Origin of the sequence: Pseudomonas sp. P9_35 (assembly GCF_034008205.1) — a bacterium.
GTDB classification, from domain to species: Bacteria; Pseudomonadota; Gammaproteobacteria; order Pseudomonadales; family Pseudomonadaceae; genus Aquipseudomonas; species Aquipseudomonas kilonensis.
The window spans coordinates 5,804,793-5,831,242 of the sequence record NZ_CP125373.1 but is presented as its reverse complement, the minus strand read 5'-3'; the positions used below and the strand labels follow the sequence as shown (position 1 = coordinate 5,831,242).

The window sequence follows — 26,450 nt, the reverse complement described above, 5'->3', positions numbered from 1 at the left end:
CTACTCTGCGTCCATAATTTTTCTATACTTGTCGAAAATGACCTCAGCGTGATCGTCGCCCGAGATAAGGTTTTCATAAAATAAGTTATCAGTAGCCCATTCAAAAAAAACTAACTGGGTTTTGTTTCTTCCGGTATTGGTCACTTTAAAGTTGAGCTGCCAGTGGGATGAAAGGCGTCCGTCAGTGATTTTGAAGAAGTCTGCTGCAAGCGGTATTGGGTACTCATCGTACTCATCAATGCAGATGTATAACCAAGGGCAGTTGTCTCGAAACTCCACCCCATAAACAATATATTCTTTGCCAATCACGAGATTCAACTCACCATCGGGGAAGGATATATATCGTTTCAGACGGGCAGCTGTTTCTGGCGTCAGAGCGCTACTACTTAGATTGTTCAATATGCATGTGGCTTTCATTTCTCAAAAATCCCAGGTGGTACCGAGGGGTCATTGCCCCATGGCTTTATGTCGTCGGTACTGTGCTTTTTAAATTTAAAGTCCATCAGTTTGCCTGTGCTCGGGTCACGAACATAATGCACTACGGAGTCATTCCTGTTTTTTGATTTTACTTTTAGTTCCATTTTCTCCATTTTGTAGTAATTTGGATCGTCTAGTTCTTCAATAATTACAAGGCCTTTGTCCGCTTTCGCAGACTCTAGGGCCATCTGGTCTTGGATACTTTTAGGGTGCCGACTCCATTTGTCTGGTTTTGGTGGTGCCGGAGGTGGTGGAGATCCCTCATCCACCCCGACTTTAGCCGCCGGATCTTGCTCCCCAACCGCCGGCTTTTTACACCCATCATTCCCCGGACAATCCACCAACCCCAACGGATCCACCCACCCCGTCGGGTTCAGGGTGTAGCGATAGGCGTTAAGCCCTCCCTTGAGCTTGCTCGGATCCGCCGTCAGATACCGCCCTGTCTCCGGATTGTAGTACCGGTGCCGGTTGTAATGCAGGCCGCTTTCCCGGTCGTGGTACTGCCCTTGGAAGCGCAGCGGTTGCTCCAGTCGCTTGCCGTCGCCGTGCAGCAGTCCGGTGAGTTTGCCGTAGCCGTTATAGCGCGCCGCCCAAACCACTTCACCTTGGTGGCTGGTCAGTTCCTGCGGTGTGCCGAGGTGGTCGAGGTGGTAGTAGAACGGCGTGGCTTTTTCCGGACCTTCGCCTTCGAGCAGTGCGAGGGGGCGGAAGGTGCCGGGCTCGTAGACGTAGCTTTGGTAGTGGCTGTTGCTGCTTTCGGCGATGACTTGGTCGCCTTGCCAGATGAATTCGGTGGTCTGGCTGTCCACGGTCTTGCTGATGCGTCGGCCGAAGGCGTCGTAGCGGTAGGACGTTTCGTTGCCGTCCGGGGTGGTGACGCCGATCAGGCGGTGCTGGCTGTCGTAGCGGTACTCGGTAATTAGGCACTGGGCTTTGCCGCGGCGTTCGCGAGCTAGGTTGCCGTAGGCGTCGTAGTCGTAGTGGCGGTCGCCCTCCATCAGCAGGCGGTTGCCCTTGAGGGTGGTCGGGCCGGGGCGGTCCATCATCAGCAGATTGCCCGCTGGGTCGTGGGCGAAATGTTCCGGGGCTTGGCTGTGGGTGTAGTCGATGCGCAGCAGGTGATCTTGCGCGTCGTACTGGTAGCTGCGTCGGTTTCGTGTGTCGGACAGCGCGGCGAGGTTGCCATTGGCGCTGTAGGAATAGTCGCGCCAGAAAAGTTGTTGCTGCTGGGTTTGCCACACGGTCTGGGCTTTGAGGCGACCCTGTTCGTCGTAGGTGTAATCGCTGAGCAGCAGGCCTTGCTGGCGTTGCCGTTCGCGCCCGCCTTTGTAACGGTGTTCGGTCAGGCACGTGCCGTTGAGGTCGATGGCAAACAGCGCGCCGCCCGGTGCGTGGCGGTAGTCGAGGGTGCTGTGGTCGGGCAGGCGGCAATGGATCAAGCGGCCAACGCTGTCATATCGATAGCGCAGGGTGGCCCAGCCCTGGTGTTCGACGACGAGCCGGTCTTGCGCGTCGTATTCGTAGGCCAGCGGCCAGTGGCCGTCGTCGACGCTGACCAAGCGTCCGAGAGCGTCGTAGCGGTAATCGATCGTCGCGCCGTCCGGCAAGGTTTTGCGCAGCAGGCGGCCGGCGGTGTCGCGTTGGTACGCGGTGATTCGTTGGTTGCCATCGGCGCCAAACTCGGTTTTTTCCAGCAGGTGGCCGTTGAGGTCGTAGGCATAACCGGTGCGCTGGCCGTCGAAGCCGGTTTCCTGTCGGATCAGTCCGCCGGGCGTGTAGTCCAGCTGATATTTTTCGCCGGATTCGTTTTCGATTTCGGTCAGCAACAGCCGCGCCGAGTCGTAGCGGTATTTCAGCTCGCTGCCGTCGGGGTTGAGGCGGCGGCTGATCAGGTGCAGGTCGTCGGCGTATTCGTAGCGGGTCAGACGCCCTTGTTCATCGCACTCGGCGGTGACCTTGCCGTAGGCGTTGTAGCGCCAGGTCCGGGTGGCACCGTTGGGCAAGGTCACCTGCAGCAGGCGGCCGACGGCGTCCCATTGGTAGTGCGTGAGCGCGCCGTGTTCGTCCTGGCGGCTGAGTAAACGCCCCAGGGCGTCGTAGGAAAAACACCGGCGACTGCCGTCGGGCAGGATCTCTTCGGTCAGTTGGCCCAGGCGACTCCAGGTGAAGCGATGTTCGCCGCCGTCCGGGTCGTACGTCGCCAGCAGTTGCCCATGGGCGTCGTAGGCATATTCCGTGCGCCGGCCTTCCGGCTCGATGAGGACGATCACGTCCCCTCGGGTATTGCGCCGGTAGGTCCACACGGCTTTGCCCCGCTGCCGGGCGTGCAGGAAACCGTTGCGGTATTCGTAGGAAGTGGGCTCGCCTTCAGGCGGAATCAGCGCCACCAGCCGTCCGACTTCGTCGTAGCGGTATTCGGTTACCGCGCCGAGCGGGTCTTGTTCGGCGATCAATCGGCCCTGTTCGTCATAGGCCTTGAGGTGCTCGCCGCCATCGGGGTCGACCTGGCGCACCAGCCGCGCCCGCTCGTCGTGGACGTACACTTCCTGGCTGCCATCGAGGTTCTGGACAATGACACTGCCGTCCTCGCTCCAGGTGTAGCGGCTGTCCATCTGCGCGAACGAAGCCCAGTGCCGAGCGCAGCGGACCGCCAGGCCGACGCCTTGCCATTCCCAATAAAAACTCGCGCCACCGGCCAGTTGTCGCTGCAGGATTATGTGTCGGTCGTCGTAGTCGTAGCGTTCGCTTTCACCGGCGGCGTTGGTCGCTTCGATGAGTCGCCAACGCGCGTCGTAGCGGTAGGTCGCCAGCGTCTGTTCGGTGCGCCAGGCTTCATCTGGCAGCCGTTCGGGGTGAAAGCTCTGGTAGTCGATGGCGACCAGGTGACGATGCTCGTAACGCAGGCGCAGGCTGCGCTGGGCACCGTTGTCCAGGCGGCTGATATCGCCGTAGATGTTGCGTTGGATGGTCAGGCGGTTGTCGTACCGATCGCTCAGGGCGATCAGATGACCGTTGCGAAAGTGTAGGAAAGGGGGGCCTTCGCCGGGCTGGGCGACAATCAGTTCGTCCGGCTCGCTGCTCAGGTAGATCGCCGCGCGGGCCAGGCTGTTGTGGATCGCCGGACGTTGCAGGTTCGGTCGGGGGAACGAGGTGCGACGGTTTTCCTGGTCGATCCAGATGACTTCCTCGCCTTCGATCAAAAGGCGATGGGCCAGGGCATGGCTCCAGCCGAGGCCGAGGCCTGCGTCCAGTTCGGCGGCGCTGGTGCGGTAGAGGCGGGTGAAGACAAACGGCAGGCGTCCGTCGAGGGTGCCGTCTTCCAGGGTCAGCAGTTCTTCGCCGGTGACCATCGATACTGGGCAGCCGTGGGTGCGGGTCTGGGCGGCGCTGTCGGCGGGGTCGCCGTTGGGGTTTTTTGATTGGGTGGAAGCGTCGTCGTGGGGTTCGTATTTGCTCAGTCGCGCAGCGGCCTGGGATTTTTCCCGCACGATTGGGGCCGGATTGCTGACCGACAGCGGCGCGGAATCCCCAGCGGTGATCTGCAACGGCCTGACAGGCGCTGGCCCCACTGACGACCCTCGGCCGGCGATGACTACCGGCTTCAGTGCATCGGCATGTTTGTTGAGGCTGTCGCCGCCAAGTTGGCCCAAGCGCTGGCTCGATGCCTGCAACCACTCGCGGGCCCGTTCCGAGCGGATCAAGTGCAGCGCCTTGCCGCTCAGGTGCAGGCCTACGCCCAGGCCACCGGTGACTGCCGCCAAGAGGAAATTGATCAGCACCGAGGCGCGCATTTCTCCCATGACCTCGGCTCTGTACTGCGGCGGCATCATCCGCAACCAACTGGTGAAGGCCGCCGTGTAGACGAGGAGCAAGGGCTCATCACTCAGGATCATCAGGCCTTTGGCAATCGCCTCCGATGAGGCTTTCAGCAGTTGCTCAAGCTCGGCCTCGGTGAGGAATTCCAGCAGCTTTTCACTGTTGGCCCGCAAATCCGCCAACAGATCGAAGACCTGTTTGACGCTGTCCCACAGCCCATACACAGTTCTTTCAAAACCACGCTGCTCAGCTTGTTGCAACACGTTGAAGCGCTTCACGAAGCCGCCTTCAGAAAATTCCTTCCAGAGCGGTTGAAACTCGTTCCACTCGGTTTTCAGCCAACCTTCGAGTTCGACGATCACGAGCTGGTAGGACGCGTACAGCGCCTTGACATGATCGGTCGTGACATTTGGAAAAAAGGTGATGCGGTAACGCTGGCCTCGGTCGCATTCGGGTATTTCCAAAATACCGCTAGGGCCGATGACGTGAGGGACTGGCTCGCCAAAGGTTTCCTTCCCCGGCTCGCCCTCAATAATCGGTTCGAGCGTCACCGGCGTGTTGCCGATCGGGACGAAACGCGAGGCCTGAAACATGTGCACCAACGTCAGCGGGCCTTGTGCCGGACACCTCGCCACTACGGCGCTGAACTGCTCGCTGTCATTTTTTGCGGGCGCGAGGGACACCTCGTTGCCCACCTTGAACACCTGCTCGATGTCTAGCGCTTGGCCGGTCCAGAAGTCTTCCGCCCAAGCGTCGTAGTCGTTCAGGCAGTGGCGAAAGTCGTGCAGCACCGCCTCGACATCCGGGTGATCCGAGTCCATGACTGCCATCACCAGCGAACCAATGACATTGCCCTGGGCAAGAATTTTGTCGTAGTTGGGCATGCAGGAATCTCGGTGCGGGGGCGGACGCGAGACTCTGCCGTGGATGACAGTTGAATTCAGTCAGTGGAAGGGGACAAAGGATGTAGGGCGATTCGCTAAATTCAAACGCTTGGCGTGCGAACCCCGTCGATGACTATAAACACCGCGACAGAAACCAAGGGGTTTTGGCGAAATTCTGGCAACGTTGGCCTAATTTAGAGAATTGCCCTACACCCCCCGCTTCTTTACCTGACTTATTTCCTCTGCCATCCCCGGCACAGTCTCGCGCCCACTCCCGCGCCGCGAGCTGCCTGCATGAAGTTCCCTGACAAGATCCCGTCATTAACCGGCGCCATCGGTTCGCTGGTCTTGGCCGCCATGAACTCGCCCGATGTCGAGGAAGTACTGCAGGACTTTCGCCGCTGCCTGGGTGACTACGACAGTTGGGCGGAAAGATTCTGGACCAATCGGACGCTAGACATTAAGCAGGTGTTTAAAGTTGGCAAGGAGGTGTCGCTCGCACCCGCGAAAGACGATGGCAAGCAGGTCAGCGCCGTGGTGGCGAGGTGTCCGGCACAAGGCCCGCTGACGCTGGTGCACATGTTCCAAGCCTCGCGTTTCGTGCCGATCGGCGACACACCAGTGGTGTTGGAACCGATCACTAAAGACGAGCGGGGGAAGGAAATCTTTGGCGATCCGATCCCTCATGTCATTGGCCCCAGCGGCATTTTGGAAGTACCCGAATGCGACCGCGGACAGCGTTACCGCATCAGTTTTTTTCCAGGTATCACGACCGATCATGTCAAGGCGCTGTACGCGTCCTACCAGCTCGAGATCGTCGAGCTCGAAGGTTGGCTGAAAGCGGAATGGAACGAGTTTCAACCGTTGTGGAAGGCGTCTTCCGAGAGCGGTTTTGTAAAGCGCTTCAACGCATTGCAGGACGCCCAGCTACGTGGCTTTGAAAACGCCCTGTTTGGGCTATGGGACGACGTAAAACAGGTCTTCGATCTGTTGGCGGATCTACAGGCCAACAGTGAAAAACTGCTGGAATACCTCACCGAGACTGAGCTTGAGCAACTGCTGAAAGCCTCATCGGAGGCAATTGCCAAAGGCCTGATGATCCTCAGCGACGAGCCCTTGCTCTTCGTCTACACCGCGGCGTTCATCGGTTGGCTGCGGATGCTGCCGCCGCAGTACCTGGCCGAACTCCTGGGGGAAATGCGCGCCTCGATTTTGATCAACTTCCTCTTGGCGCGTGTGACCGGTGGGCTGGGCGTTGGGCTTCGTATGAGCGGCAAAGTGTTGCGCCATGTCCGCTCGGAGCGCGCCCGCGAGTGGTTGCAGGCATCGAGTCAGCGTTTGGGCCAACTTGGCGGCGACAGCCTCAACAAACATGCCGATGTACTGAAGCCAGTAGTAATCGCCGGTCAAGGACCGTCGGTGGGGCCGGCGCCTGTCAGACCGTTACAGATCGCCACTGGGGATTCCGCGCCGCTGTCGGTCAGCAACCCGGCTCCGATCGTGCGGGAAAAATCCCAGGCATCTACGCGACTGAGTAAATACGAACCCCACGACGACGCCCCCACCCAGTCGAAAAACCCCAACGGCGACCCCGCCGATACCGCGTCCCAGACCCAGACCAGCGGCTGCCCGGTGTCGATGGTCACCGGCGAAGAACTGCTGACCCTCGACGACGGCACCCTCGATGGCCGCTTGCCGTTCGTCTTCACCCGTTTGTACCGCACCAGCGCCGCTGACCTGGACGTCGGCCTCGGGCGCGGTTGGAGCCATGCCCTGGCCCATCGCTTGGAACTTGAGGGCGAGCAGGTCACCTGGGTCGATCAGGAAAACCGCCGCACGACCTTTCCACTGCCCAGCGCCCAGCGTCCGGCGATCCACAACAGCCTGGCTCGCGCGGCGATCTACCTGGGGGCCGAGGCAGACGAACTGATCGTCGCCCAGCCCGGCGAAAACGCAGCATTTCTGCACTTTCGCGACGGCCACCTGAGCGCCCTCAGCGACCGCTACGACAACCGCCTGACCCTCCAGCGCAACATCCATGGCGACATCTGCCGTTTGGACAACGGCGCCGGGCGCGCCCTGCGCCTGCGTTACGAGCAGCGCCACCTGATCGCCGTCGATTACCAGAGCTTCCATCCCGCTATTACCCTCGACGAAGCCTGGCGGACCGAACAGACGCTGGTTTCCTACCGCTACGACGGACGTTTCCGACTGATCGAAGCGACCAATGCCGCTGGTGAAAGCGAACGCTACGACTACGACGACCAACACGTCATCCTCCAGCGACAACTGGCCGGTGGCGCGAGTTTTTATTGGGAATGGCAAGGCGTCGGACCGGCGTCCCGCTGCGTACGGCATTGGGCCTCGTTTGCGCAGATGGACAGTCGCTACACCTGGGGCGAAGACGGCAGCGTCACGGTCCGGCACCTGGATGGTAGTCAGAAGGTGTATGTCCACGACGAGCGGGCGCGGCTGGTGCGCAAGGTCGAGCCCGACGGCGGCGAGCACCTCAAGGCCTACGACGAACAAGGTCGCTTGATCGCCGAGCAGGACCCGCTGGGCGCCGTGACCGAATACCGCTACGACGACGTCGGACGGCTGGTGGCGCTGCTTCCCCCAGACGAGACGCCGACGTCCTACGAATACCGCAACGGTTTCCTGCACCGCCGTGCGCGCGGCAAGGCCGTGTGGAGCTACCGGCGCAATGCCCGCGGCGAGGTGATCGTCCTCATCGATCCGGACGGCCGGCGCACGGAATATGCCTACGACGCCCATGGGCAACTGCTGGCGACGTACGACCCGGATGGCGGTGAACATCGGTTCACCTGGAGTCGCCTGGGCCAACTGACCGAAGAGATGCTGCCCGACGGCAGTCGCCGGTGTTTTTCCTACGACGCCCTGGGGCGTTTACTCAGCCGCCAGGACGAACACGGCGCGCTCACGCACTACCAATGGGACGCCGTCGGCCGCCTGCTGCAGGTGACCTTACCCAACGGTGCCACCCGGACCTGGCGCTACAACGCCTACGGCAAGGTCACCGCCGAATGCGATGAACAAGGGCGGGTCACCCGCTACGAATACGCCGACGACTTGCACCTGGTCAGCCGTCGCCTGAACCCCGACGGCAGCGAGCTGAAGTACCGCTACGACTCGGCGCGGCTGTTGCTGACCGAAATCGAAAACGAATCCGGCGAAAAATATCAGCTGGACTACACACCCAACGGTTTGATCCGACAGCAAGTCGGCTTCGACGGCCAACGCACCGCCTACGCCTACGACCTCAACGGCCACCTGCTGGAAAAAACCGAGGTACGGCGAGGACGGTTCGCAACGGCTCACCCAGTACCAGCGCGATGCGCCTGGGCGGCTGCGGGTCAAGACCTTGCCCGACGGCCAGGTCATCGAGTACCGCTACGACGAACTGGGCCGGCTGGTCCACGTCAACGACGGCAGCGATCATCCCCTGGCCTTCGAATACGACGCCCAGGATCGGCTGGTTTGCGAACACCAGGGCTGGGGCACCCTGCGTTATCGCTACGACGCTTGCGGGCGCCTCAACCACCTGCGCCTGCCGGACGACAGCCAGCTCGACTACCACCATGCCCCAGGTGGCGCACTGACCGCCATCGACCTCAACGGCACGCGCCTGACCGAACACCGCTTTGTCGGCGGACGCGAACGGCAACGCCAGCAGGGCCGGCTGCTCAGTAATTACACCTACGATGAACAGGGCCGCCTCAAGGCCCAGACCGTGTGGCAGAGCCAACAGCAACAACTGTTCTGGCGCGATTATGCCTACAGCGCCAAGGGCAACCTGCAAACCCTTTCCGACAACCGAAGCCGCCGCAGCTACCAGTACGACCCGCTGGATCGCCTGACCCGCATCGACTTTTCCCACAGCGAACCGCCGGAACACTTCTGCCACGATCCGGCCGGCAACCTGATGATGCAGGACCGCCCCGGCCCGACCACCCTCAAGGGCAACCGCCTGCTGAAGGAGGGCGACCGCCACTACGACTACGACGCCTTCGGCAACCTGATCCGCGAACGCCGCGACCAGGCCCTGGTCAGCGCCTACCGCTACGACAGCCAGCACCGCCTGATTGGCGTCACCACGGCCAACGGCCGCGAAACGTCCTACCGCTACGACGCCTTTGGCCGACGCATCAGCAAGACCGTGGACGGCCTGACCACGGAGTTTTTCTGGCAGGGCGACCAGGTCGTCGCCGAAAACAGCCCGCGCCACCACCGCAGCTACGTCTACGAACCCGGCACATTCCGCCCGCTGGCGATGCTCGATGGCGAAGGCCCGGAAAAAGCCACGCCGTTCTACTACCACCTCGACCACCTGGGCACGCCCCAGGAACTGACCAGCTACAGCGGCCAGATCGTCTGGTCGGCGCGCTACAACGGCTACGGCCAACTCACTGAACTCACGCACGGTGGCGGCGAACAGCTTGAGCAACCGCTGCGCTTCCAGGGCCAATACTTCGACCCCGAAAGCGGCCTGCACTACAACCGGCACCGCTACTACAATCCCGAGACCGGCCGTTACCTGACGCCCGACCCGAGCAAGTTGGTGGGTGGGCTCAATGGGTATCGGTACACCCTGAACCCGACGGGGTGGGTGGATCCGTTGGGGTTGGCATGTCAGTGTCCTGGTGATATTGAGGCTGATGGGCCGTTCAGCGAAATTGTGCCGGGAGGAGGGTTGGCTGCGCATGAGGCTCGTGGTGGGCATTTAATAGAGAAACATGTGGGGCGCTCTGAAGATCAACTGAGGAGGCGCCTTGATTTGGAGCCTCGCGTACCTACTGCGTCGACATTCCCTGATAGGGCTACGGCAGAGTCAGCTGTTTCCAGTGTATTAAAAACAAGAAAATTAGAGATAGACGAATTTCTAAGTAGTAGATTGAGAACATCACTTGCTCTACGGCAACCCTTCTCTTCTCCAGTAGGAGTCGGCGTTGTACGTCAAACTGGAAATCTAGAACCACTGTCGGTTGTGGTGTTGGTTATTAGAAAATCTGACAGGTCACCAACCGGATATAATTTACTTACAGGATTTATTGAAAAAAATGAAAGATAAATACCCAGAGCTTTTCCATTTCTTTGGATGCTACTTTCATCAAGATTGGATGTGCGAGTCATCAGATCCTGATGAAATAATAAGAAATTTTGTTTCGGACTCTGCGCCTGAAATCGTTGACATGGTTAAAAATGAAATCTCGACACTATTAACAATTAAATTTTGTGATGAGAAAATGAGAGGATTCATTATGGATAAAATGCCTTGCAATTATTGCTATTGGATGGATTGGGAGTCTGGTGAAATGTGGCTAAAGCATATTCTGGACGTAATGAGTCGCACTGATACCTCTCCGCTTGATGGTAACTAGAAGAAGTAGCCGTATGCAGATTGGCAGACTGAGGTGAAGTCGTTTGGGCCGCGCGCTACAACGGCTACGGCAAACTCACCGAGCTCCGGCACGGCGACGGCAAGCGACTGGAGCAACCGCTGCGTTTCCAAGGGCGAAACCACGTGCCGACGTCACCACAATTTCCAGTGTGGGAGCGAGCTTGCTCGCGATAGCGAAGTGTCAGTCACCCTCAACGGCAGCTGACCCACCGCCATCGCGAGCAAGCTCGCTCCCACAGGTTTATCAGTGACTTACAGGTCGTGGCTTTGCCCTCAGCCATTAAAAAAACCACCCCTTCGATCATTCCCACGCTCCTGCGTGGGAATGATCGAATCTAAACTGGAATGGGTCAAAAACCCAAGGCATGGCACGATGGAGCTGACCATCAAGCGGAATCTAAAATTAGAAAATCCAACCTTTAAGCGGAGAAAGTAATGTTAGAGAGAAATAAGGAAATCGTTATTTCCGGGGAGTCTGCACTTGAAGCTCTAGCTGAAATTGAGTTTATTTTGATATCGCTACACAAGATGGGTAGCTACTACGGTGATAAGCCAATTGAAAAGTACCAGCGCGCCACCACGGAGTTCATAGATAATGAAAAAGTAACCCAGAAGCTCGCTAAAATTAGAAAGATCATCAGTGAAGGGTTTGATACAACTCTAGGCGAAGATGATATGGACGATATCGAGCGGCGTATGGAGGGTATTAATTTCTGGAAGCCCTAATAGATTTTTCGTTACGGTGCCTATGAAATGAACAGCAAGCCAACCAAGCACCATTATCATGAGGGGGTATGGACGTATGAGTTGAAGGGGAATGTGATGGGTGTTGACAATACAGTTGTGCGCGTTCCTTTGGCGAATGGCAAAAAATGAAAATAAAAATAGATGAAGTTAGGAGCGTCAGTGGCAATATCTCAGTAGCTTTTTCGACAGATTTTGGAAGCGCGGTCGCGACTTGGTCGGCCGATATTCCGAAAGTCGGTGAACAACATGATGTGGAATTTGAGATAGATGAAGAGTTTGCGTGGGGAAATAATGTCGATGTTTCCGGTGGTCGTTTTTCATTGAGCATAAAGGATAGGGTCATTTTTCTAAGCGCGTCTCTAGTCTCCATGGCTGAGGATGGGGTTGCGATAATTGATATCAATGGAACGAAAACAATGATTGAGTTGGAGGGCTGTCTTATGCGACCTCCGTTTTTTATAAGTCTAAGTTTCGAAAAATTAACCCTTTGCCCAGCTAATTTGTGAGCTGGAAGAATGATGCAACCAGTGACGCTCTGCGTACATCGAAGATGCATTCAGGGAAGCTTATAAAATGAAGGGGGAGTGTGTGGGTTTGCATGAAGTAACTAAGCTTGGCGGGGCTGTGGTTTTTGATGATCTTTCAAGATTGGATCAGTCAAGGGATGTTCTGCTTGGTATAGACGATTTAAAGGAAGATCTGTTCCAGGCTTCTTTTTCGTTTGAGCAAATAATAGATATTGGTTGGTATCCTGAGTTCTGTGAGAGTGGATGCTTCAGGGTTCTTCTTGTGTCGGGCTGCAACTGGGGCTCTCCTGTATGTTCTACAGAGGCTAAGAGTTGGGCTGAACTAGAAGGTGCTTTGATAGATACGTTAAAACAAGTCAAGGTTGCGTGAGGTAAGTATTGGTTGAGTTAAGTGTCGAAAATAAATCAACGAGGGCGGCCCACACAGCAAAAAATCAACGCCGCCCCCAGTGTTATTGATCGTTCCCACGCTCCCGCGTGGGAATGCATCCCGTGACGCTTTGCGTCACATCCAGAAGCGGAACGCAGAGCGTCCCTGGCGACATTCCCACGCAGGAGCGTGGGAACGATCGATAACCTGTGGCGAGGGAGCTTGCTCCCGCTGGGCTGTGGTAGGAGCTGCCGAAGGCTGCGATCTTTTGATCTTGATCTTTCGCTTGATACTCAACTGGCTTTGGAAAGATCGCAGCCTCGCTTTGCTCGGCAGCTCCTACGGCGCAGCCGAGCGGGAGCAAGCTCCCTCGCCACGATGATTCACACAGCCTTTAAGTCAACGGTCGCCTGTAGGGCTGGCGCTCACGCATTCCCGACGTCACCACAATTTCCAGTGTGGGAGCGAGCTCGCTCGCGATAGCGAAGTGTCAGTCACCCTCAATGGCAGCTGACCCACCGCCATCGCGAGCAAGCTCGCTCCCACAGGTTTATCAGTGACTTACAGGTCGCGGCTTCGCCTTCAGCCATTAAAAAAACCACCCCTTTGGCACCGATAACATCGTTTCTCGGGCGCGCGGCTTTTCCCTATATTGGCCCTCAGATTCGGTGGATGGCTCAACGTCCACCCCCTCAGTGTGAGTAGCCTCAATGAACAATAAACCTGACAGCACAGGGCTTGATAACGCGGGAGCAGGAACCCGGGCGGTTTGGGGTGGGGAGCAAGTCAGGCACCCCTACAACGCCACGCAAACCCCTATCGTGGCCAGCGCCGCGTATGGTTACGACGACATCGACGTCTGGTACGACGTCGCCTTGGGCAAGGCCCCCGGTTTTATCTACAGCCGCATGAGCAACCCGACCGTCGAGACCCTCGAAGCCAAGATTCGCGAGCTGGAAATGGCCGAGTCCGCCGTGGCTTTCAGCAGTGGCATGGCGGCGATCAGCAGCGTGCTCTACACCTTCCTGGCCCATGGCGATCGCGTGGTGTCGACCAAGGACAGTTACGGCGGCACCAACAAGATTTTCGAAGAGTTCCTGCCGCGCACCGGTGTGGCGGTGACCTTGTGCGAGACCTTCGACCACGACGACCTCGAGCGTGAAATCGCCAAGGGTTGCCAGGTGCTGTACCTGGAAACCCCCACCAACCCCACCCTGAAAATCCTCGACATCCCGCGCCTGGTGGCGGCGGCCAAGCGTGTCGGCGCCGTGGTCGTGGCGGACAATACTTTCGCCACACCGCTGAACCAGAGCCCGCTGGCCTTGGGGGTGGACGTGGTAATTCATAGCGCGACCAAGTTCCTCAGCGGCCATGGCGACGTGCTCGGTGGCCTGGTGTGCGGCAGCGAAGCCTTGATGGCCCAGGTGCGGCATTACCGGGAAATCAACGGCGCGAGCCTCGACCCGTTCTCGGCCTACCTGATCATTCGGGGCATGAAGACCCTGGCGCTGCGTATGCGCCAGCAACAACACAGCGCCCGGGCCCTGGCCGAATTCCTCTGCACCGAACCGCTGGTAGAGGCGGTCAATTACCCGGGCTTGCCGAGCCACCCGAACCACGCCGTGGCCTGCGCGCAGATGTCCGGCTTCGGCGCCATCGTCAGTTTTGTCCTGGTCGGTGGCATGGACACGGTCAAGCTGCTGTTGCCGCGCCTGCGCTTCGCCCATTGCGCGGGCAACCTGGGCGCGGTGGAAACCATCTACGGCCCGGCCCGCACCACCAGCCATGTCGAGAACACCTTGGAAGAACGCCTGGCCCTGGGCATCTCCGAAGGCCTGGTGCGGGTTTCGGTCGGCATCGAAGACACGGACGATCTACTGGACGATCTGAAACAGGCCTTCGCCTTCGTCAAAAAGACCCTCGATCCGCAACTCAATGAAGTCCACATCGAGACCGCAAACTGAAGTTTGAAAGTTGGTACCCCATAACAAGGCTGTGAATGGGGCGTTCATGAATAGGAATAATAATAAAAGCTCAGCGGCGCTTGTCTGACTCGCGTAGACGTAGATGCGCGCCCTGACATTTCATGAGAACAACCATGTCCATAACAGAACAACAAACGAGTACGCGGGCCGGCTTCAAGCAGGAAATGCAGACGCGCCATATCGTCATGCTGGCCTTGGGCGGCGTGATCGGCACCGGCCTGTTCCTGACCTCCGGCTACACCGTTAACCAGGCCGGCCCGATGGGGGCGGTGATCGCCTACATCATCGGCGCGCTCATGGTCTACATGGTGATGATGTGCCTGGGGGAACTGGCGGTGCAGATGCCGGAAACCGGTTCGTTCAGCACCTACGCCACGCGGTTTCTAGGCCCGGGCACCGGCTACACCGTGGCCTGGTTGTATTGGCTGACGTGGACGGTGGCGATCGGTTCCGAATTCACCGCTGCCGGCATCCTCATGTCGCGCTGGTTTCCCGACACGCCGGTGTGGATCTGGAGCGCGCTGTTTGCCGGCGTGGTGTTCCTCACCAACGTGATTTCGGTGCGTTTGTTCGCCGAGACCGAGTTCTGGTTGTCGTTGATCAAAGTGCTGACCGTGGTGGTGTTCCTGCTGATCGGCGGTGGCGCGATTCTCGGCCTGCTGAACATCGACCAGGCCCACAGCATCGGCTTGAGCAACTTCACCCGCGAAGGACTGTTTCCTACCGGCTTCATGCCCATCGTGATGACGCTGCTGGCGGTCTCCTTCGCGTTCTCCGGCACTGAACTGATCGGCATCGCTGCTGGCGAAACCAAAGACCCGCAACGCAATGTGCCACGCGCCATCCGCACCACCGTGCTGCGCCTGGCGGTGTTTTTCGTCGGGACCATTTTTGTCCTGGCGACCTTGTTACCCCGCGAGCAAGCCGGTCTGGTCGAAAGCCCCTTCGTCACCGTGTTCACCTACATCGGCATTCCGTACTCCGCCGACATCATGAACTTCGTGATCATCACCGCCCTGTTGTCGGCGGCCAACTCCGGGTTGTACGCCGCCTCGCGGATGCTCTGGACCCTCAGCGACCAAGGTCACCTGCCCAAGCAGTTCTCGGCCCTGACCCGCATGGGCACGCCGCTCAACGCGATCATCGTCAGCATGGCCGGCGGTGCGGCGTCGTTGCTCAGCAGCGTATTTGCCGCCGACACCATCTACCTGGCGCTGGTGTCGATTTCCGGCCTGGCCGTGGTGGTGGTGTGGATGAGCATCGCCGCGAGCCAGATCGCTTTCCGTCGTCACTATGTGGCCAACGGCGGCGACATTCGTGACCTCAAGTTCCGCGTTCGCGGTTATCCGTGGGTGCCGCTGGGGGCGCTGGTGTGCTGCAGCCTGGCGTGTGTCGGGATCGCCTTCGACCCTGAACAGCGGGTGGCGCTGTACTTCGGCTTGCCGTTCATCGCCTGGTGTTACTTCGTGTATTACATTACCCGCAAAAGCCGCGAGCGACGCTTGTCGGTTGCCCTCGTGGCACAACCGTCCGACGCGTTCTAAACCGCGTCGATGGGGCGGGCAAACGTGCCCGGTGCGTGGGGGTTAACGAGGTAAGACCATGAAGCAAAAAACGTTGCCCCCGTTGAACTGGCTGCGGGCGTTCGAAGTGTCGGCCCGCTGCCTGAACTTCACCCACGCCGCCGACGAATTATTCTTGACCCAGGGCGCGGTCAGCCAACAGATCCGCCAATTGGAAAGTCACCTGGGGGTGGCGCTGTTCAAGCGCTTGCCCCGTGGCCTGGGCCTGACCGAAGAAGGCCAGGCGTACCTGCCGGTGGTGCAGGATGCAATCACGCGACTGGCGGTGGGCACTAACGAAATCTTTGGCCAGCACAAACGCCGGCCAATCAAGGTGCGCGGCAGCCTGGCGTTTTTCGTGCACTGGCTGGCGCCGAAACTGGTGGATTTTCGCCAGGCGCATCCGCACGTCGACATCCGCTACATCAGCAACATCTGGGTCAAGGAGCTGGATGGCGAAGACGACATGGAAATCCGCTGGGGCCACGGCCAATGGCCCGGCCTGGTGTCCCAGCGGCTGACCTGGGACACCTTGTTTCCGGTGTGTTCACCTGCCTTGATGGCGACGCTGAAAGTGCCGGCGGACGTGGCCAAGCATCCATTGCTGCATGTGCTGGGCTACGAAGAGGGCTGGGGCTACTGGCTGAAAATGGTCGGTGTCGACTCGGTGGATTCCTCGACCGGCATGCAATTCGACACGCTGGTCTGCACCTTGCGCATGGCTGAACTGGGGCAGGGCATCGCCCTGGCGCGGTCATCGATGGTGAGTGACATGCTCGACGACGGACGCCTGGTCGAGCCCTTCGCCCAGCGCATCGAAGCCAGCGAATCGTTTTACCTGGTGCGCAGTTCCGGGGCCGAGCAACACCCGGACGCGGCGCGGTTTTCCACCTGGCTGGTGGAGCAGGCGCATCGCTTTAAATGAACTGTTTTACGGAGTTGACCATGCGCTATGTGAGTACCCGAAATTCCGCCGTGCAGGTCGATTTCGAAAAAGTCGTGCTGTCGGCCATCGCCGAGGATGGCGGCCTGTTTGTCCCCGTCACATTGCCGCACTTCGAACCCCAGGACATCGCCAATTGGTCGACCTTGTCCTACGACGAACTGGCCTATCGAGTGATGCGTCCGTTCGTGGGCGAGGCGATCCCCGAGGCCGATTTCAAGCGGGTGCTCAAGGAGGCCGGCAGCCAGTTCAGCCATCGCTCGTTGGCGCCGTTGCATCAGGTGGATCGCAACGAATGGGTCCTGGAATTGTTCCATGGGCCGACCCGCTCCTCGAAGGATTTTGCCGCGCAGTTGCAGGCGCGGCTGGTGCAGTACTTCCTGCGTAAACGCGGGCGTCGCGCCGTGGTGATTGGCGTCACCAACGGCGACACCGGCCTGGCCGCCATCGAGGCCTTCAAGCACTGCGACGAGACCGACGTGGTGGTGATTTATCCCGAGGCCGGCGTACCGCAAGACCAGCTTCAAGACCTGCAAGCGACGGCGCATCCGCGGGTTCATCAAGTGGCCGTCGATGGCAGTTTCGATGAATGCCAGACCTTGGTCACCCAGCTGTTCCGGCAGCATGAGGCGATCAGTTTCAATTCCAGCAACTGGGTCAGCGTCATGGCGCAGTTGGTGTTTTATTTCCACGCCGTGCTGCAACTGGGCGGCGGTCAGCGGCCCATTGGCTTCAGCGTGCCAGCGGCGAGTTTTGCCGAAGTCTATGCCGGCTACATCGCGCAGAAGATGGGCTTACCGATCACGCAGATGATCGTCGCCACCAACCAGAATGACGCGCTGCATCAGTTCTTTTTGAAGAACCACTACTCGCGATTGCGCGCCAGCAAGACCCTGTCGCCGGCCATGGATTTGTCGATTTTTTCCAACCTGGAACGGTTTCTCTGGGAACTCTATGGGCACGACGACCAGGCCGTGAGCGCGTTGATGCACACCTTCGAAACCCAGGGTGAAATGACCATCGCCAACGAGTTCTGGTTGCAGGCGCGGATGATCATCGACTCGTACGCGGTCAGCGATGAGCAGACGCTGGAGGAGATCACTTCACTGCATCGCGACACTGGTTACGTCATCGACCCACACACCGCCACCGGCGTGCTCGCGGCGCGTTTGTACCGGCGAAGCCTGGTGGCGCCGATGGTGACCTTGGGCGAGATCTCACCTATTAAATCGGCGGTGTTGCTCGGTGAGTTGGGGATCCCCGTGGCGGCGCAACAACGTCCTATTTCCGAACACGGCCCGGCGCAGATTCATCGCATCCAGCCGGACGACCTCGGTGCCCTCCATCAACTGCTCGGCGCCCTATAACCGGAGGCCCCATGAAGCGAATTCTCGACCCCCTCGACGAACGCATCATCGCCGAACTGCGCCTCAACGCCCGCGCCGCCCACGCCGAACTGGCGGCCAAGGTCAACCTCTCGCGCAACGCCGTGCGCCAACGCATCGAACGCCTCGAACGCGACGGCGCGATCCAGGGCTACACGGTGCGCACCGGGGAGGGCGCTCACGCGTCGTCGAACATCAACGCGGTGATCTTCGTCTACCGCTACGACCGCATGCGCGGCGCCGAGGTGTTGCAGGCGTTGCAGGCCATGCCCGAAGTGCTGCAGTGCGATGTGATGAGCGGCGAATTTGATTTGATGCTGCGAGTCGGCGCGGCGAACCCGGAGCGGGTGCACAAGGTGTGGAAAGAGATCTCGGCGTTGCCGGGGGTGGAGAACACCGTGACGTCGTTTGTGTTGTCGTCGGTGGTCTAGGCGCGCTATCCGTCACAACAGTGAACCCTGTGGCGGGGGAGCTTGCTCCCGCTGGGCTGCGAAGCAGCCCCAACCTGGTCACCCTCAATCAACCTGACCCACCGCGCCGCATGATTTGGGGCCGCTGCGCAGCCCAGCGGGAGCAAGCTCCCTCGCCACAAAAACCGGCGGGAGGTGCATGCCCTGACACCAATAGCCCAAACACTGAAAATACCTGTGGGAGCGAGCTTGCTCGCGATAGCGGTAGACCAGTCGACATCAATGTTGCCTGACCAGGCCCCATCGCGAGCAAGCTCGCTCCCACAGGAGAATGTGCCCGGCCAATGGGTCAAGCACGCTCACCGCTGCTACTGATGTCCGCAGACACCCCAGCCACCACAAACCTGTGGCGAGGGAGCTTGCTCCCGCTGGGCTGCGAAGCAGCCCCAACCTGGTCACCCTCAATCAACCTGACCCACCGCGCCGCATGGTTTGGGGCCTGCTGCGCAGCCCAGCGGGAGCTTGCTCCCTCGCCACAAGAACCGGCGGAGGTGCATGCCCTGACACCAATAGCCCAAACACTGAAAAAAACCTGTGGGAGCGAGCTTGCTCGCGATAGCGGTACACCAGTCGACATCAATGTTGCCTGAGCTGGCCCCATCGCGAGCAAGCTCGCTCCCACAAAGGGTTGTGTCTGGCCAAACGATTCCTGTTGTTTTTTTTCATGCCTGACGCTTTGCCCACCCCCTGGTCAAAACGCCCAAGAAATAGAGCAAATTGGCATATTTCACTGCCAACCCCGCCCCCCTAACCTAGATCCCAACAACCTCATCACCCGGATCAAGGACATAACAAAAATGACTGAATACAAACTGGCGCTGGTCGGCTTCGGCGGTGTGAACCGGGCATTGGCTCAACTGATTGCCGAGCGCAACCAGCAGTGGAAAACCGAACTCGGCTTCACCCTGAAAATCGTCGGCGTGACCGATCTGTTCCTCGGTTCGGTGATGGACCGTCACGGCCTCGACGCCGCCTCATTGGCCAAACTGCCCACCACCAAGGGCGCCATGGCCCAGCTCCCCGGCGGCACCCTCGATGCCCTCAATGAAGCGGTGATCAAAGACTGCGGCGCCGACATCATCGCCGAAGCCACCTTCACCAACCCGGTGGACGGCGAGCCCGCCACCTCGTTCTGCCGCTGGGCCTTGGAGCGCGGCAAACACGTGGTCACCACCAACAAAGGCCCCATCGCCCTGCACGGCGCCGAGCTCAAAGCCCTGGCCCAACGCAACAACGTCGCCTTCGAATACGAAGGTTCGGTCATGAGCGGCACCCCGGTCATTCGCCTCGCCAAACAATCCCTGGCCGGCAGCTCGATCACAGGCTTCGAAGGCATCCTCAACGGCACCTCCAACTTCGTCCTCACCTGCATGGAAGGCGGCCTCGGGTTCGCCGAAGCCGTCAGCCAGGCCCAAGCCCTGGGCTACGCCGAAGCCGACCCAACGGCAGACGTCGAAGGCCACGACGTGCGCCTCAAAGTGGTGATCCTCGCCAACGAACTGCTGGACGCCAAACTCACCGTCAACGACGTCACCTGCCGCGGCATCTCCGCCCTCAGCCTCGCCGACATCGAAAAAGCCCGCCACGACGGCGCCCGCTGGAAACTCATCGGCGCTGCCACACGCCAGGCCGACGGCTCCATCAGCGCCAGCGTCGAGCCGCGCCTGCTGAGCAACGACCACCCACTGGCGAGCATCAGCGGCGCCACCAACGCCGTGTCGTTCACCAGCGAACTGCTCGGCGCCGTCACCGTCTCCGGCCCGGGCGCAGGCCGCACCGAAACCGCCTTCGCACTGCTGTCGGACATCATCCACATCCACCAATCGGCAACCCGCAAACAGGAGCACACCCTGTGAACGTATCGCGCCTGGCCCTGGCGGTCGTCGAACCGCACATCGAAGTCCTCAACCCGTTTGACGGCAGCATCGTCAGCATCGTCGCCGACGTGTGCGCCTCAGAAGTCCCACACCTGCTCGAGACCGGACGCAACGGCGCAAAAGCCTGCGCCGCACTCCCACGTCATCGCCGCGCCAGCATCCTCGAACAAGCCGCACTGAACATCGAACGCGACGCCAAAGCCTTCGCCCGACTGATCGTCGACGAAGCCGGCAAGACCCTCAAACAGGCCGAAAAAGAAGTCAAACGCTGCGTCAACACCCTCAAACTCTCCGCCGAAGAAGCCAAACGCAACGCCGGCGAAATCGTGCCGTTCGATGCCTACGAAGGCGCCGAATCGCGCCAGGGCTGGTTCACCCGCGAACCTTTGGGGCTGATCGTCGCCATCACCCCCTACAACGACCCGCTGAACCTGGTCGCCCACAAACTCGGCCCGGCCATCGCCGGCGGCAACGCGGTGATCCTCAAACCGTCCGAGCTGGCGCCGTTGTCGGCGCTCAAACTGGTCTCGTACCTGGTCGCGGCGGGCCTGCCTGAAACCGTGGTCACCGTCGCCACCGGCGGCGCCGAACTGGGCAAAGCCCTGGTCGCCGCCCGCGACGTGCGGATGATCTCCTTCACCGGCGGCTTCGTCACCGGCGAACAAATCGCCCGCACCGCCGGCCTGAAAAAACTCGCCATGGACCTCGGCGGCAACGCCCCCGTCATCGTCATGGGCGACTGCAACCTCGACGCCGCCGTCGACAGCTGCATCTCAGGCGCCTTCTGGGCCGCCGGGCAAAACTGCATCGGCACCCAACGCCTGCTCATCCACGCACCGATTTACGCCGCCTTCCGCGAACGCTTCGTCAACCAGGCCCAAGCCCTCGTCGTCGGCAACCCACTGCTCGCCAACACCGACATCGGCCCGATGATCACCCAACAAGCCGCGCAAAACGCCGAACAGGTCGTCAACGAAGCCCTGCAACAAGGCGCCACCTTACTCTGCGGCCACCGCCGCCAAGGCACCTGCTACGCCGCCACCGTCCTGGAAAACGTCGATCATTCCAGCCGACTCTGGCGCAATGAAGCCTTCGCCCCGGTGGTGGTGTTGCAGCCGTTCGACACGTTCGATGAAGCCATCGCGTTGGCGAACGAACCTGAGTACGCGCTTCACGCCGGGATCTTCACCAACGATCTCAACACCGCGATGAGCGCTGCACGGCGGATCGAAGCGGGGGGTGTGATGATCAATGATTCGTCGGATTTCCGGTTTGATGCGATGCCGTTCGGCGGTTCCAAGTACGGCAGTTTGGGCAGGGAAGGGGTGCGCTTCGCGTACGAGGAAATGACCCAGCCGAAGGTGGTTTGTTTGAATACGTTGGGGTGAGGGGCGAGTCAGTCCGAAGGAGTCGCTTTACCTTTCATGTTGCTAAAACGCCATTTTGACGACACGTTCTCTTCTCATGTCGCCGGCAGCGACATGAGAAGAGAACGTGTCGCAGAAATCAAAAAACAGCGACACGTTGTGGCAGCCCTCTGTGGAAGCGGGCTTGTTCACGAAAAGGCCAGTAAACCCAACCCCGCAACCAAGTCAAACCCCTGTGGGAGCAAGGCTTGCCCGCGATGGCGGCACACCAGTCAACATCACTACCGCTGACTCTCCACCTCACGAATAGCTCAAGACGACCCGATTCCTTTCATATCGCCGACGGCGACAAATCAAAGCTTTTTGTTCGGCTCCCCACCTTGCATTGGCCTTTGCGCAAAACCCGCAGCCTCAGTTAACCAATCCCCCTATGCACTGCTTCCACCCATTGCCCAGTTACGCACGCCTTCCACCGAGCTGCGTTCAAAGCACCGACCGTGCAGCCAACGTCGTCAATCTCCCCATGATCTAACTTCTTCAAACGTTCACGGCTGAAACGTATCAGCCCCAACAAAAACTCAAATTATGCACAAATGCATTTTTATGCTTGACCCACATGCATAACCCCCTATAAGGTGGCTTAACTGTATGCACATACAGTATTTCTAAATCGCTATTTATTTGAATCCATTCATGGACGAGGTATTACCTTATGAAAACCACCACTGAAAAATTCGGTGTAACCCCCCATCAACCCAGCCTCTGGACCCGCGCCGACGCGTTGAAAGTCCGGGCAGACGATCCCACCACCACTCAACCGCTGGTCAGCGCGGATTTCCCGACACTGAACAACGACGTGTTCATCTGGGACACCATGCCCCTGCGCGACTTGGACGGTAACGTGACGTCCGTCGATGGCTGGTCGGTGATCTTCACCCTGACGGCCGATCGTCATCCAAACGACCCGCAGTACCTCGACGAGGACGGCAACTACGACATCCTCCGCGATTGGAACGATCGCCACGGTCGGGCAAAGATGTACTACTGGTTTTCTCGTACCGGCAAGAACTGGGAATTCGGTGGTCGTGTGATGGCCGAAGGCGTTTCGCCGACCGCTCGTGAATGGGCCGGTACGCCGATCCTGTTGAACGACCGAGGTGAAGTGGACCTGTATTACACCGCCGTCACCCCAGGCGCGACCATCGTCAAGGTGCGCGGTCGGGTAGTGACCACTGAACACGGTGTCAGCATGGTCGGCTTCGAGAAGGTCAAGCCGCTGTTCGAGGCTGACGGCAAGATGTATCAGACCGAAGCACAAAACGCGTTCTGGGGTTTCCGCGACCCATGGCCTTTCCGCGACCCGAAAGACGGCAAGCTGTACATGCTGTTCGAGGGCAACGTGGCCGGTGAGCGCGGCTCGCACAAAGTAGGCGAGGCAGAAATCGGCGACGTGCCGCCGGGTTATGAAGATGTCGGCAACTCGCGCTTCCAGACCGCCTGTGTCGGCATCGCCGTAGCCCGCGACGCGGACGGTGACGACTGGGAAATGTTGCCGCCACTGCTGACCGCCGTCGGGGTAAACGACCAGACCGAGCGCCCGCACTTCGTGTTCCAGGATGGCAAGTACTACCTGTTCACGATTAGCCATACCTTCACCTACGCCGACGGTGTAACCGGGCCGGACGGGGTGTACGGTTTCGTCGCGGACTCGCTGTTCGGCCCTTACGTGCCGCTGAACGGTTCCGGCCTGGTGCTGGGCAACCCGTCCTCCCAGCCATTCCAGACCTACTCGCACTATGTAATGCCAAACGGCCTGGTGACCTCCTTCATCGACAGCGTACCGACCGACGAAACCGGCACGCAGATTCGTGTCGGTGGCACCGAGGCGCCCACGGTGGGCATGAAAATAAAAGGGCTGCAGACATTCGTGGTGGGCGAGTACGACTACGGTTACATCCCGCCGATGCTCGACGTCACACTCAAGTAACAGCAACACCGGGGTTTCAGGCAGCGGTTTTGCGGTCGATGACAAAACCGTTGTGGATATGATCGAGATATCCCGCCTGATTCATTGCGACATTGCTCGCAAGCCCCATTGAACAACGCGTCGTAACCCTCTTCGCGACTGGCTGCAAGGATGCAGCCGGTCGCGAATGCATTCCCCTTCGACATATGTACACAAGCTCCCCTGTGGGAGCGAGCTTGCTCGCGATAGCGGTGCATCAGCCACATTCCGGCCCGCTGTTTATCGTGACTCCACGAGACCAGCCACGACCGACATCGCCTTGCGCCATTGCCTACAACTACGCCAGAATCCGCCGGCTTGTGCGCCCTTGGCCGCGTCGGTAGCTTTGATCCTGTCACTGCCCATCAGTGATCGGGTTTAGCAGCCCGTCGAGTTGAGTCGCATCAAGCTTCATCAGTCAGGTATTCCCATCCCTGCACTTGATGGTGGCTGTGCGTGGGGCGCCCCCGGGCGCGCCGATTTCTTAACTCGTCGGTCTGCTAACCCGCGTACAGCTGCCTCCCACTCGTTTAGCAGCGAGAGGGTTGTGGCCTCACCAAAGAGAGTTAAGGCTATGGTCAAAATTACACCGAACCCTCCGTCTGCAGATGAGCATGTATCTCGCGCTCAGTCCGCTCGCAACAATAAGCTTGATGACGCTGCCAACCGGGCGTTGGATTACTACCTGAAGCCTACGCCGAAGGACGAAACGTCTGACAAACCCAACACCATCTTCCGTATCGCACCGGATGTTGATTCAGAGTGTCTGCTTGCCAATCTCAGTGAAAACCTGGCTTCGGCCAATGCCATGATCAGTGATTTGGCGTTTGGTCTTGAGGGCTCACGACGGCATTTTGCGTTGGGGATTTTGCAGGTGATTGAGGTGAGTGAGCTGCTGGCGAATCGGGCTTTGGATATTGTTGAGGTGAGGTAGCAAGGGGCCGCGCTTACCCCAGGTATGAAAAAAAGGTCTTGCATGGCAAGGCCTTTTTTATGCCCAACGAGTACCTTGTACATTCCACGCTAATGCCTGTTGCTCACGCAGTAACTGCCAGACTCCGCCGTGCAAACGATGCAGGGACATGCCCTTGAAGACCCGCGTAGTGCTGCCTTCGAACTCCACAAGTGATACCAACAGTGGTACGTCAGCGAGCCATTTGCTGGCGATATATCCCAACTGCCTTTCGATTGTTCCTGCCGGCGCATAGCTGAACAGGAAGCAGAACCTTGGTCGCTCCTTGAAGGCCGCATCGGAGAGCTTTTCTGGTTCGTTGATATTGTTCTCATAGGGACTTAACCATTCCCATTCGGCGAAAACAATGGGGATTCGTTGGGTGTCGCGTATCACCGCGTCAGTACGATTGCCAGACTCGAAGTGTGCGAAATAGCCCATTAGGTCGGCGACGCGTCGCACGGTGTATCCGGTATGGACGTTCCAATCTGAGAGCGAGCCGATGTCACGGCTATAACCGTCCATAGGGAAGTCTCGATACCAGCTGTAGGCAAATAAAGTGGAGAAGTCGTTCAACAGGTCTTGATCGAGCATATGCCGTCTCTTTCGGAGGGGCGCACGCGATAAGTACACCCGATTTATCAAGGAATAGCGGATATCTATTGTTGGGAGATGAGAGACCGCTCAGTACTCTACGAAGTAATCACTATCCAAATGCTTCACTTCGTAAACCTGTTTGACGTTGCAACCGAGATTGTTTTCGACCATCAGCCGCGCCAGCTCCAACCCATCGATCAAGACCACTTTGATATCCAGGCTCATGGCGGCCTCACGGGCTCCGTTGGAGAAGTCCGAAGTAGTAATGAACACACCCTTGCGTGCGCGTTGGCGGGTGAGGGCGCCGATGAACTTATCGATTTCCGGGCGGTGTACGGTATTAGTCCAACGCTTGGCTTGCAGGTAGATGACGTCCAGGCCGAGTTTGTCTTCCTTGATAATGCCGTCGATGCCGTCGTCGTTGGTTTGTTGCGTCGCTCGACCTGCTTCCTTGCGTGAGCCACCGTAGCCCATGGCGATCATCAGATCGACTACCAGTTGCTCGAAAAAAGTTGGTGAAGCTGCACGCACCAGGGCTAGCAGTTCATCCGCCAATGATTGCGTCAGCGCCTGGTGCGCTGCGGCCAGTTGCTCGTCGGGAGTAGCTTGTTCGACCGGTTCGCTCTGCAAGGCTAACGCTGGGTCATCGGCGGGACTGGTCGTATGGAACGCGGCGAATTCAGGGTATTGCTTGAGCCACCTAACAGTAATACGTGCCGGCCCGCTGTTCAGCGCCTCTCGACCGCGTTCGGTGATTTGCACCAGTCCCTTTGCCGGAATGCTCAGCAGCCCCGCCTTATTCAGATAGGTGCGCGCCCAACCGACTCGATTGTTAATGACCGTTTGCTTGCCGGAAGGCAGGCGTTCACTGCGCTCCTCCTCGCTGAGCTGAAACTCGTTGGCGATGCGCTCGCGAAGTTCGCTTAGGGCTAGCGGAGTATTGTCGGCGACGGTGGCCAGTATCGGTCGCATGACGCTCTGGAAATCAGGGATGGGCATGAATAACTTCCTGTTCAGTTGCCGGGGCGTATTAAAGCAGGTGCGGATCGTGGTTGTCGTGCGTTCAA

Annotated in this window: 17 protein-coding genes and 1 pseudogene; 14 read left to right on the top strand and 4 right to left on the bottom strand. The window is 59.1% G+C overall.

Annotated elements, in window-relative coordinates:
• Both QMK47_RS25920 and QMK47_RS25915 read right to left on the bottom strand, forming a co-directional pair.
• A complete protein-coding gene (locus tag QMK47_RS25920; protein WP_258689481.1) occupies positions 1 to 417 on the bottom strand; it encodes a hypothetical protein in 417 nt (138 codons plus the stop codon).
• Entirely contained in the window at positions 414 to 5,177 is a 4,764-nt protein-coding gene (locus QMK47_RS25915; RefSeq protein WP_320389514.1) for an RHS repeat-associated core domain-containing protein, read from the bottom strand. The genes QMK47_RS25920 and QMK47_RS25915 overlap by 4 nt, the downstream gene beginning before the upstream one ends.
• Before the next feature lie 294 nt (positions 5,178 to 5,471).
• Here QMK47_RS25915 and QMK47_RS25910 point away from each other — a divergent pair.
• From QMK47_RS25910 to QMK47_RS25845, 14 genes and pseudogenes are all read left to right on the top strand, one after another.
• Positions 5,472 to 10,266, top strand: a pseudogene (locus QMK47_RS25910) (RHS repeat protein).
• Positions 10,256 to 10,576 (top strand): contact-dependent growth inhibition system immunity protein, encoded by a 321-nt coding sequence (locus QMK47_RS25905; RefSeq protein ID WP_320389512.1) that lies wholly within the window; start codon positions 10,256 to 10,258, stop codon positions 10,574 to 10,576. The pseudogene QMK47_RS25910 and the gene QMK47_RS25905 overlap by 11 nt, the downstream one beginning before the upstream one ends.
• 455 nt (positions 10,577 to 11,031) lie before the next feature.
• Positions 11,032 to 11,322, top strand: a complete 291-nt coding sequence (locus tag QMK47_RS25900) for a hypothetical protein (protein WP_258689477.1) — start codon at positions 11,032 to 11,034, stop codon at positions 11,320 to 11,322.
• Between the two features lie 146 nt (positions 11,323 to 11,468).
• The gene (locus QMK47_RS25895; RefSeq protein WP_156395727.1) at positions 11,469 to 11,849 is read left to right on the top strand and encodes a hypothetical protein; all 381 of its coding nucleotides are present in this window, start codon (positions 11,469 to 11,471) and stop codon (positions 11,847 to 11,849) included.
• Positions 11,850 to 11,931: 82 nt separating this feature from the next.
• Positions 11,932 to 12,240, top strand: a complete 309-nt coding sequence (locus QMK47_RS25890) for a hypothetical protein (RefSeq protein ID WP_258689476.1) — start codon at positions 11,932 to 11,934, stop codon at positions 12,238 to 12,240.
• 710 nt (positions 12,241 to 12,950) lie between these two features.
• Positions 12,951 to 14,204 (top strand): cystathionine gamma-synthase family protein, encoded by a 1,254-nt coding sequence (locus tag QMK47_RS25885; protein ID WP_320389511.1) that lies wholly within the window; start codon positions 12,951 to 12,953, stop codon positions 14,202 to 14,204.
• Positions 14,205 to 14,338: 134 nt separating this feature from the next.
• The gene (locus tag QMK47_RS25880) at positions 14,339 to 15,769 is read left to right on the top strand and encodes an amino acid permease (protein ID WP_253469742.1); all 1,431 of its coding nucleotides are present in this window, start codon (positions 14,339 to 14,341) and stop codon (positions 15,767 to 15,769) included.
• A 58-nt stretch (positions 15,770 to 15,827) separates the two neighbouring features.
• Positions 15,828 to 16,712 (top strand): LysR substrate-binding domain-containing protein, encoded by an 885-nt coding sequence (locus tag QMK47_RS25875; RefSeq protein WP_258689474.1) that lies wholly within the window; start codon positions 15,828 to 15,830, stop codon positions 16,710 to 16,712.
• Positions 16,713 to 16,732: 20 nt separating this feature from the next.
• Positions 16,733 to 18,097 carry a threonine synthase gene (gene thrC / locus QMK47_RS25870; protein WP_320389510.1) on the top strand — a complete coding sequence of 455 codons (1,365 nt, stop codon included), beginning with the start codon at positions 16,733 to 16,735 and terminating at the stop codon, positions 18,095 to 18,097.
• A gap of 11 nt (positions 18,098 to 18,108) precedes the next feature.
• A complete protein-coding gene (locus tag QMK47_RS25865) occupies positions 18,109 to 18,546 on the top strand; it encodes an Lrp/AsnC family transcriptional regulator (protein WP_003205952.1) in 438 nt (145 codons plus the stop codon).
• Positions 18,547 to 19,382: 836 nt separating this feature from the next.
• Positions 19,383 to 20,441 carry a homoserine dehydrogenase gene (locus QMK47_RS25860; protein WP_253469733.1) on the top strand — a complete coding sequence of 353 codons (1,059 nt, stop codon included), beginning with the start codon at positions 19,383 to 19,385 and terminating at the stop codon, positions 20,439 to 20,441.
• Entirely contained in the window at positions 20,438 to 21,850 is a 1,413-nt protein-coding gene (locus QMK47_RS25855; RefSeq protein WP_320389509.1) for an aldehyde dehydrogenase family protein, read from the top strand. The genes QMK47_RS25860 and QMK47_RS25855 overlap by 4 nt, the downstream gene beginning before the upstream one ends.
• Positions 21,851 to 22,541: 691 nt before the next feature.
• Complete coding sequence (locus QMK47_RS25850) at positions 22,542 to 23,816, top strand: glycoside hydrolase family 68 protein (protein ID WP_253469727.1); 1,275 nt, start codon at positions 22,542 to 22,544, stop codon at positions 23,814 to 23,816.
• A 592-nt stretch (positions 23,817 to 24,408) separates the two neighbouring features.
• Positions 24,409 to 24,768 carry a DUF6124 family protein gene (locus QMK47_RS25845; protein WP_253469724.1) on the top strand — a complete coding sequence of 120 codons (360 nt, stop codon included), beginning with the start codon at positions 24,409 to 24,411 and terminating at the stop codon, positions 24,766 to 24,768.
• A 57-nt stretch (positions 24,769 to 24,825) separates the two neighbouring features.
• On the opposite strand, the gene QMK47_RS25840 is transcribed toward QMK47_RS25845, so the two are convergent.
• Together QMK47_RS25840 and QMK47_RS25835 are read right to left on the bottom strand one after the other, a co-directional pair.
• Complete coding sequence (locus QMK47_RS25840) at positions 24,826 to 25,380, bottom strand: hypothetical protein (protein WP_320389508.1); 555 nt, start codon at positions 25,378 to 25,380, stop codon at positions 24,826 to 24,828.
• Between the two features lie 90 nt (positions 25,381 to 25,470).
• Positions 25,471 to 26,382 carry a restriction endonuclease gene (locus QMK47_RS25835; RefSeq protein WP_320389507.1) on the bottom strand — a complete coding sequence of 304 codons (912 nt, stop codon included), beginning with the start codon at positions 26,380 to 26,382 and terminating at the stop codon, positions 25,471 to 25,473.
• Positions 26,383 to 26,450: the final 68 nt, after the last annotated feature.

What these genes read in the sequence shown, in the direction of transcription:
- QMK47_RS25920 (WP_258689481.1), bottom strand. Translation starts at nt 417, where the DNA reads ATGAAAGCCACATGCATATTGAACAATCTAAGTAGTAGCGCTCTGACG.
- QMK47_RS25915 (WP_320389514.1), bottom strand. Translation starts at nt 5,177, where the DNA reads ATGCCCAACTACGACAAAATTCTTGCCCAGGGCAATGTCATTGGTTCG.
- QMK47_RS25905 (WP_320389512.1), top strand. Translation starts at nt 10,256, where the DNA reads ATGAAAGATAAATACCCAGAGCTTTTCCATTTCTTTGGATGCTACTTT.
- QMK47_RS25900 (WP_258689477.1), top strand. Translation starts at nt 11,032, where the DNA reads ATGTTAGAGAGAAATAAGGAAATCGTTATTTCCGGGGAGTCTGCACTT.
- QMK47_RS25895 (WP_156395727.1), top strand. Translation starts at nt 11,469, where the DNA reads ATGAAAATAAAAATAGATGAAGTTAGGAGCGTCAGTGGCAATATCTCA.
- QMK47_RS25885 (WP_320389511.1), top strand. Translation starts at nt 12,951, where the DNA reads ATGAACAATAAACCTGACAGCACAGGGCTTGATAACGCGGGAGCAGGA.
- QMK47_RS25880 (WP_253469742.1), top strand. Translation starts at nt 14,339, where the DNA reads ATGTCCATAACAGAACAACAAACGAGTACGCGGGCCGGCTTCAAGCAG.
- QMK47_RS25875 (WP_258689474.1), top strand. Translation starts at nt 15,828, where the DNA reads ATGAAGCAAAAAACGTTGCCCCCGTTGAACTGGCTGCGGGCGTTCGAA.
- thrC (WP_320389510.1), top strand. Translation starts at nt 16,733, where the DNA reads ATGCGCTATGTGAGTACCCGAAATTCCGCCGTGCAGGTCGATTTCGAA.
- QMK47_RS25865 (WP_003205952.1), top strand. Translation starts at nt 18,109, where the DNA reads ATGAAGCGAATTCTCGACCCCCTCGACGAACGCATCATCGCCGAACTG.
- QMK47_RS25860 (WP_253469733.1), top strand. Translation starts at nt 19,383, where the DNA reads ATGACTGAATACAAACTGGCGCTGGTCGGCTTCGGCGGTGTGAACCGG.
- QMK47_RS25850 (WP_253469727.1), top strand. Translation starts at nt 22,542, where the DNA reads ATGAAAACCACCACTGAAAAATTCGGTGTAACCCCCCATCAACCCAGC.
- QMK47_RS25845 (WP_253469724.1), top strand. Translation starts at nt 24,409, where the DNA reads ATGGTCAAAATTACACCGAACCCTCCGTCTGCAGATGAGCATGTATCT.
- QMK47_RS25840 (WP_320389508.1), bottom strand. Translation starts at nt 25,380, where the DNA reads ATGCTCGATCAAGACCTGTTGAACGACTTCTCCACTTTATTTGCCTAC.
- QMK47_RS25835 (WP_320389507.1), bottom strand. Translation starts at nt 26,382, where the DNA reads ATGCCCATCCCTGATTTCCAGAGCGTCATGCGACCGATACTGGCCACC.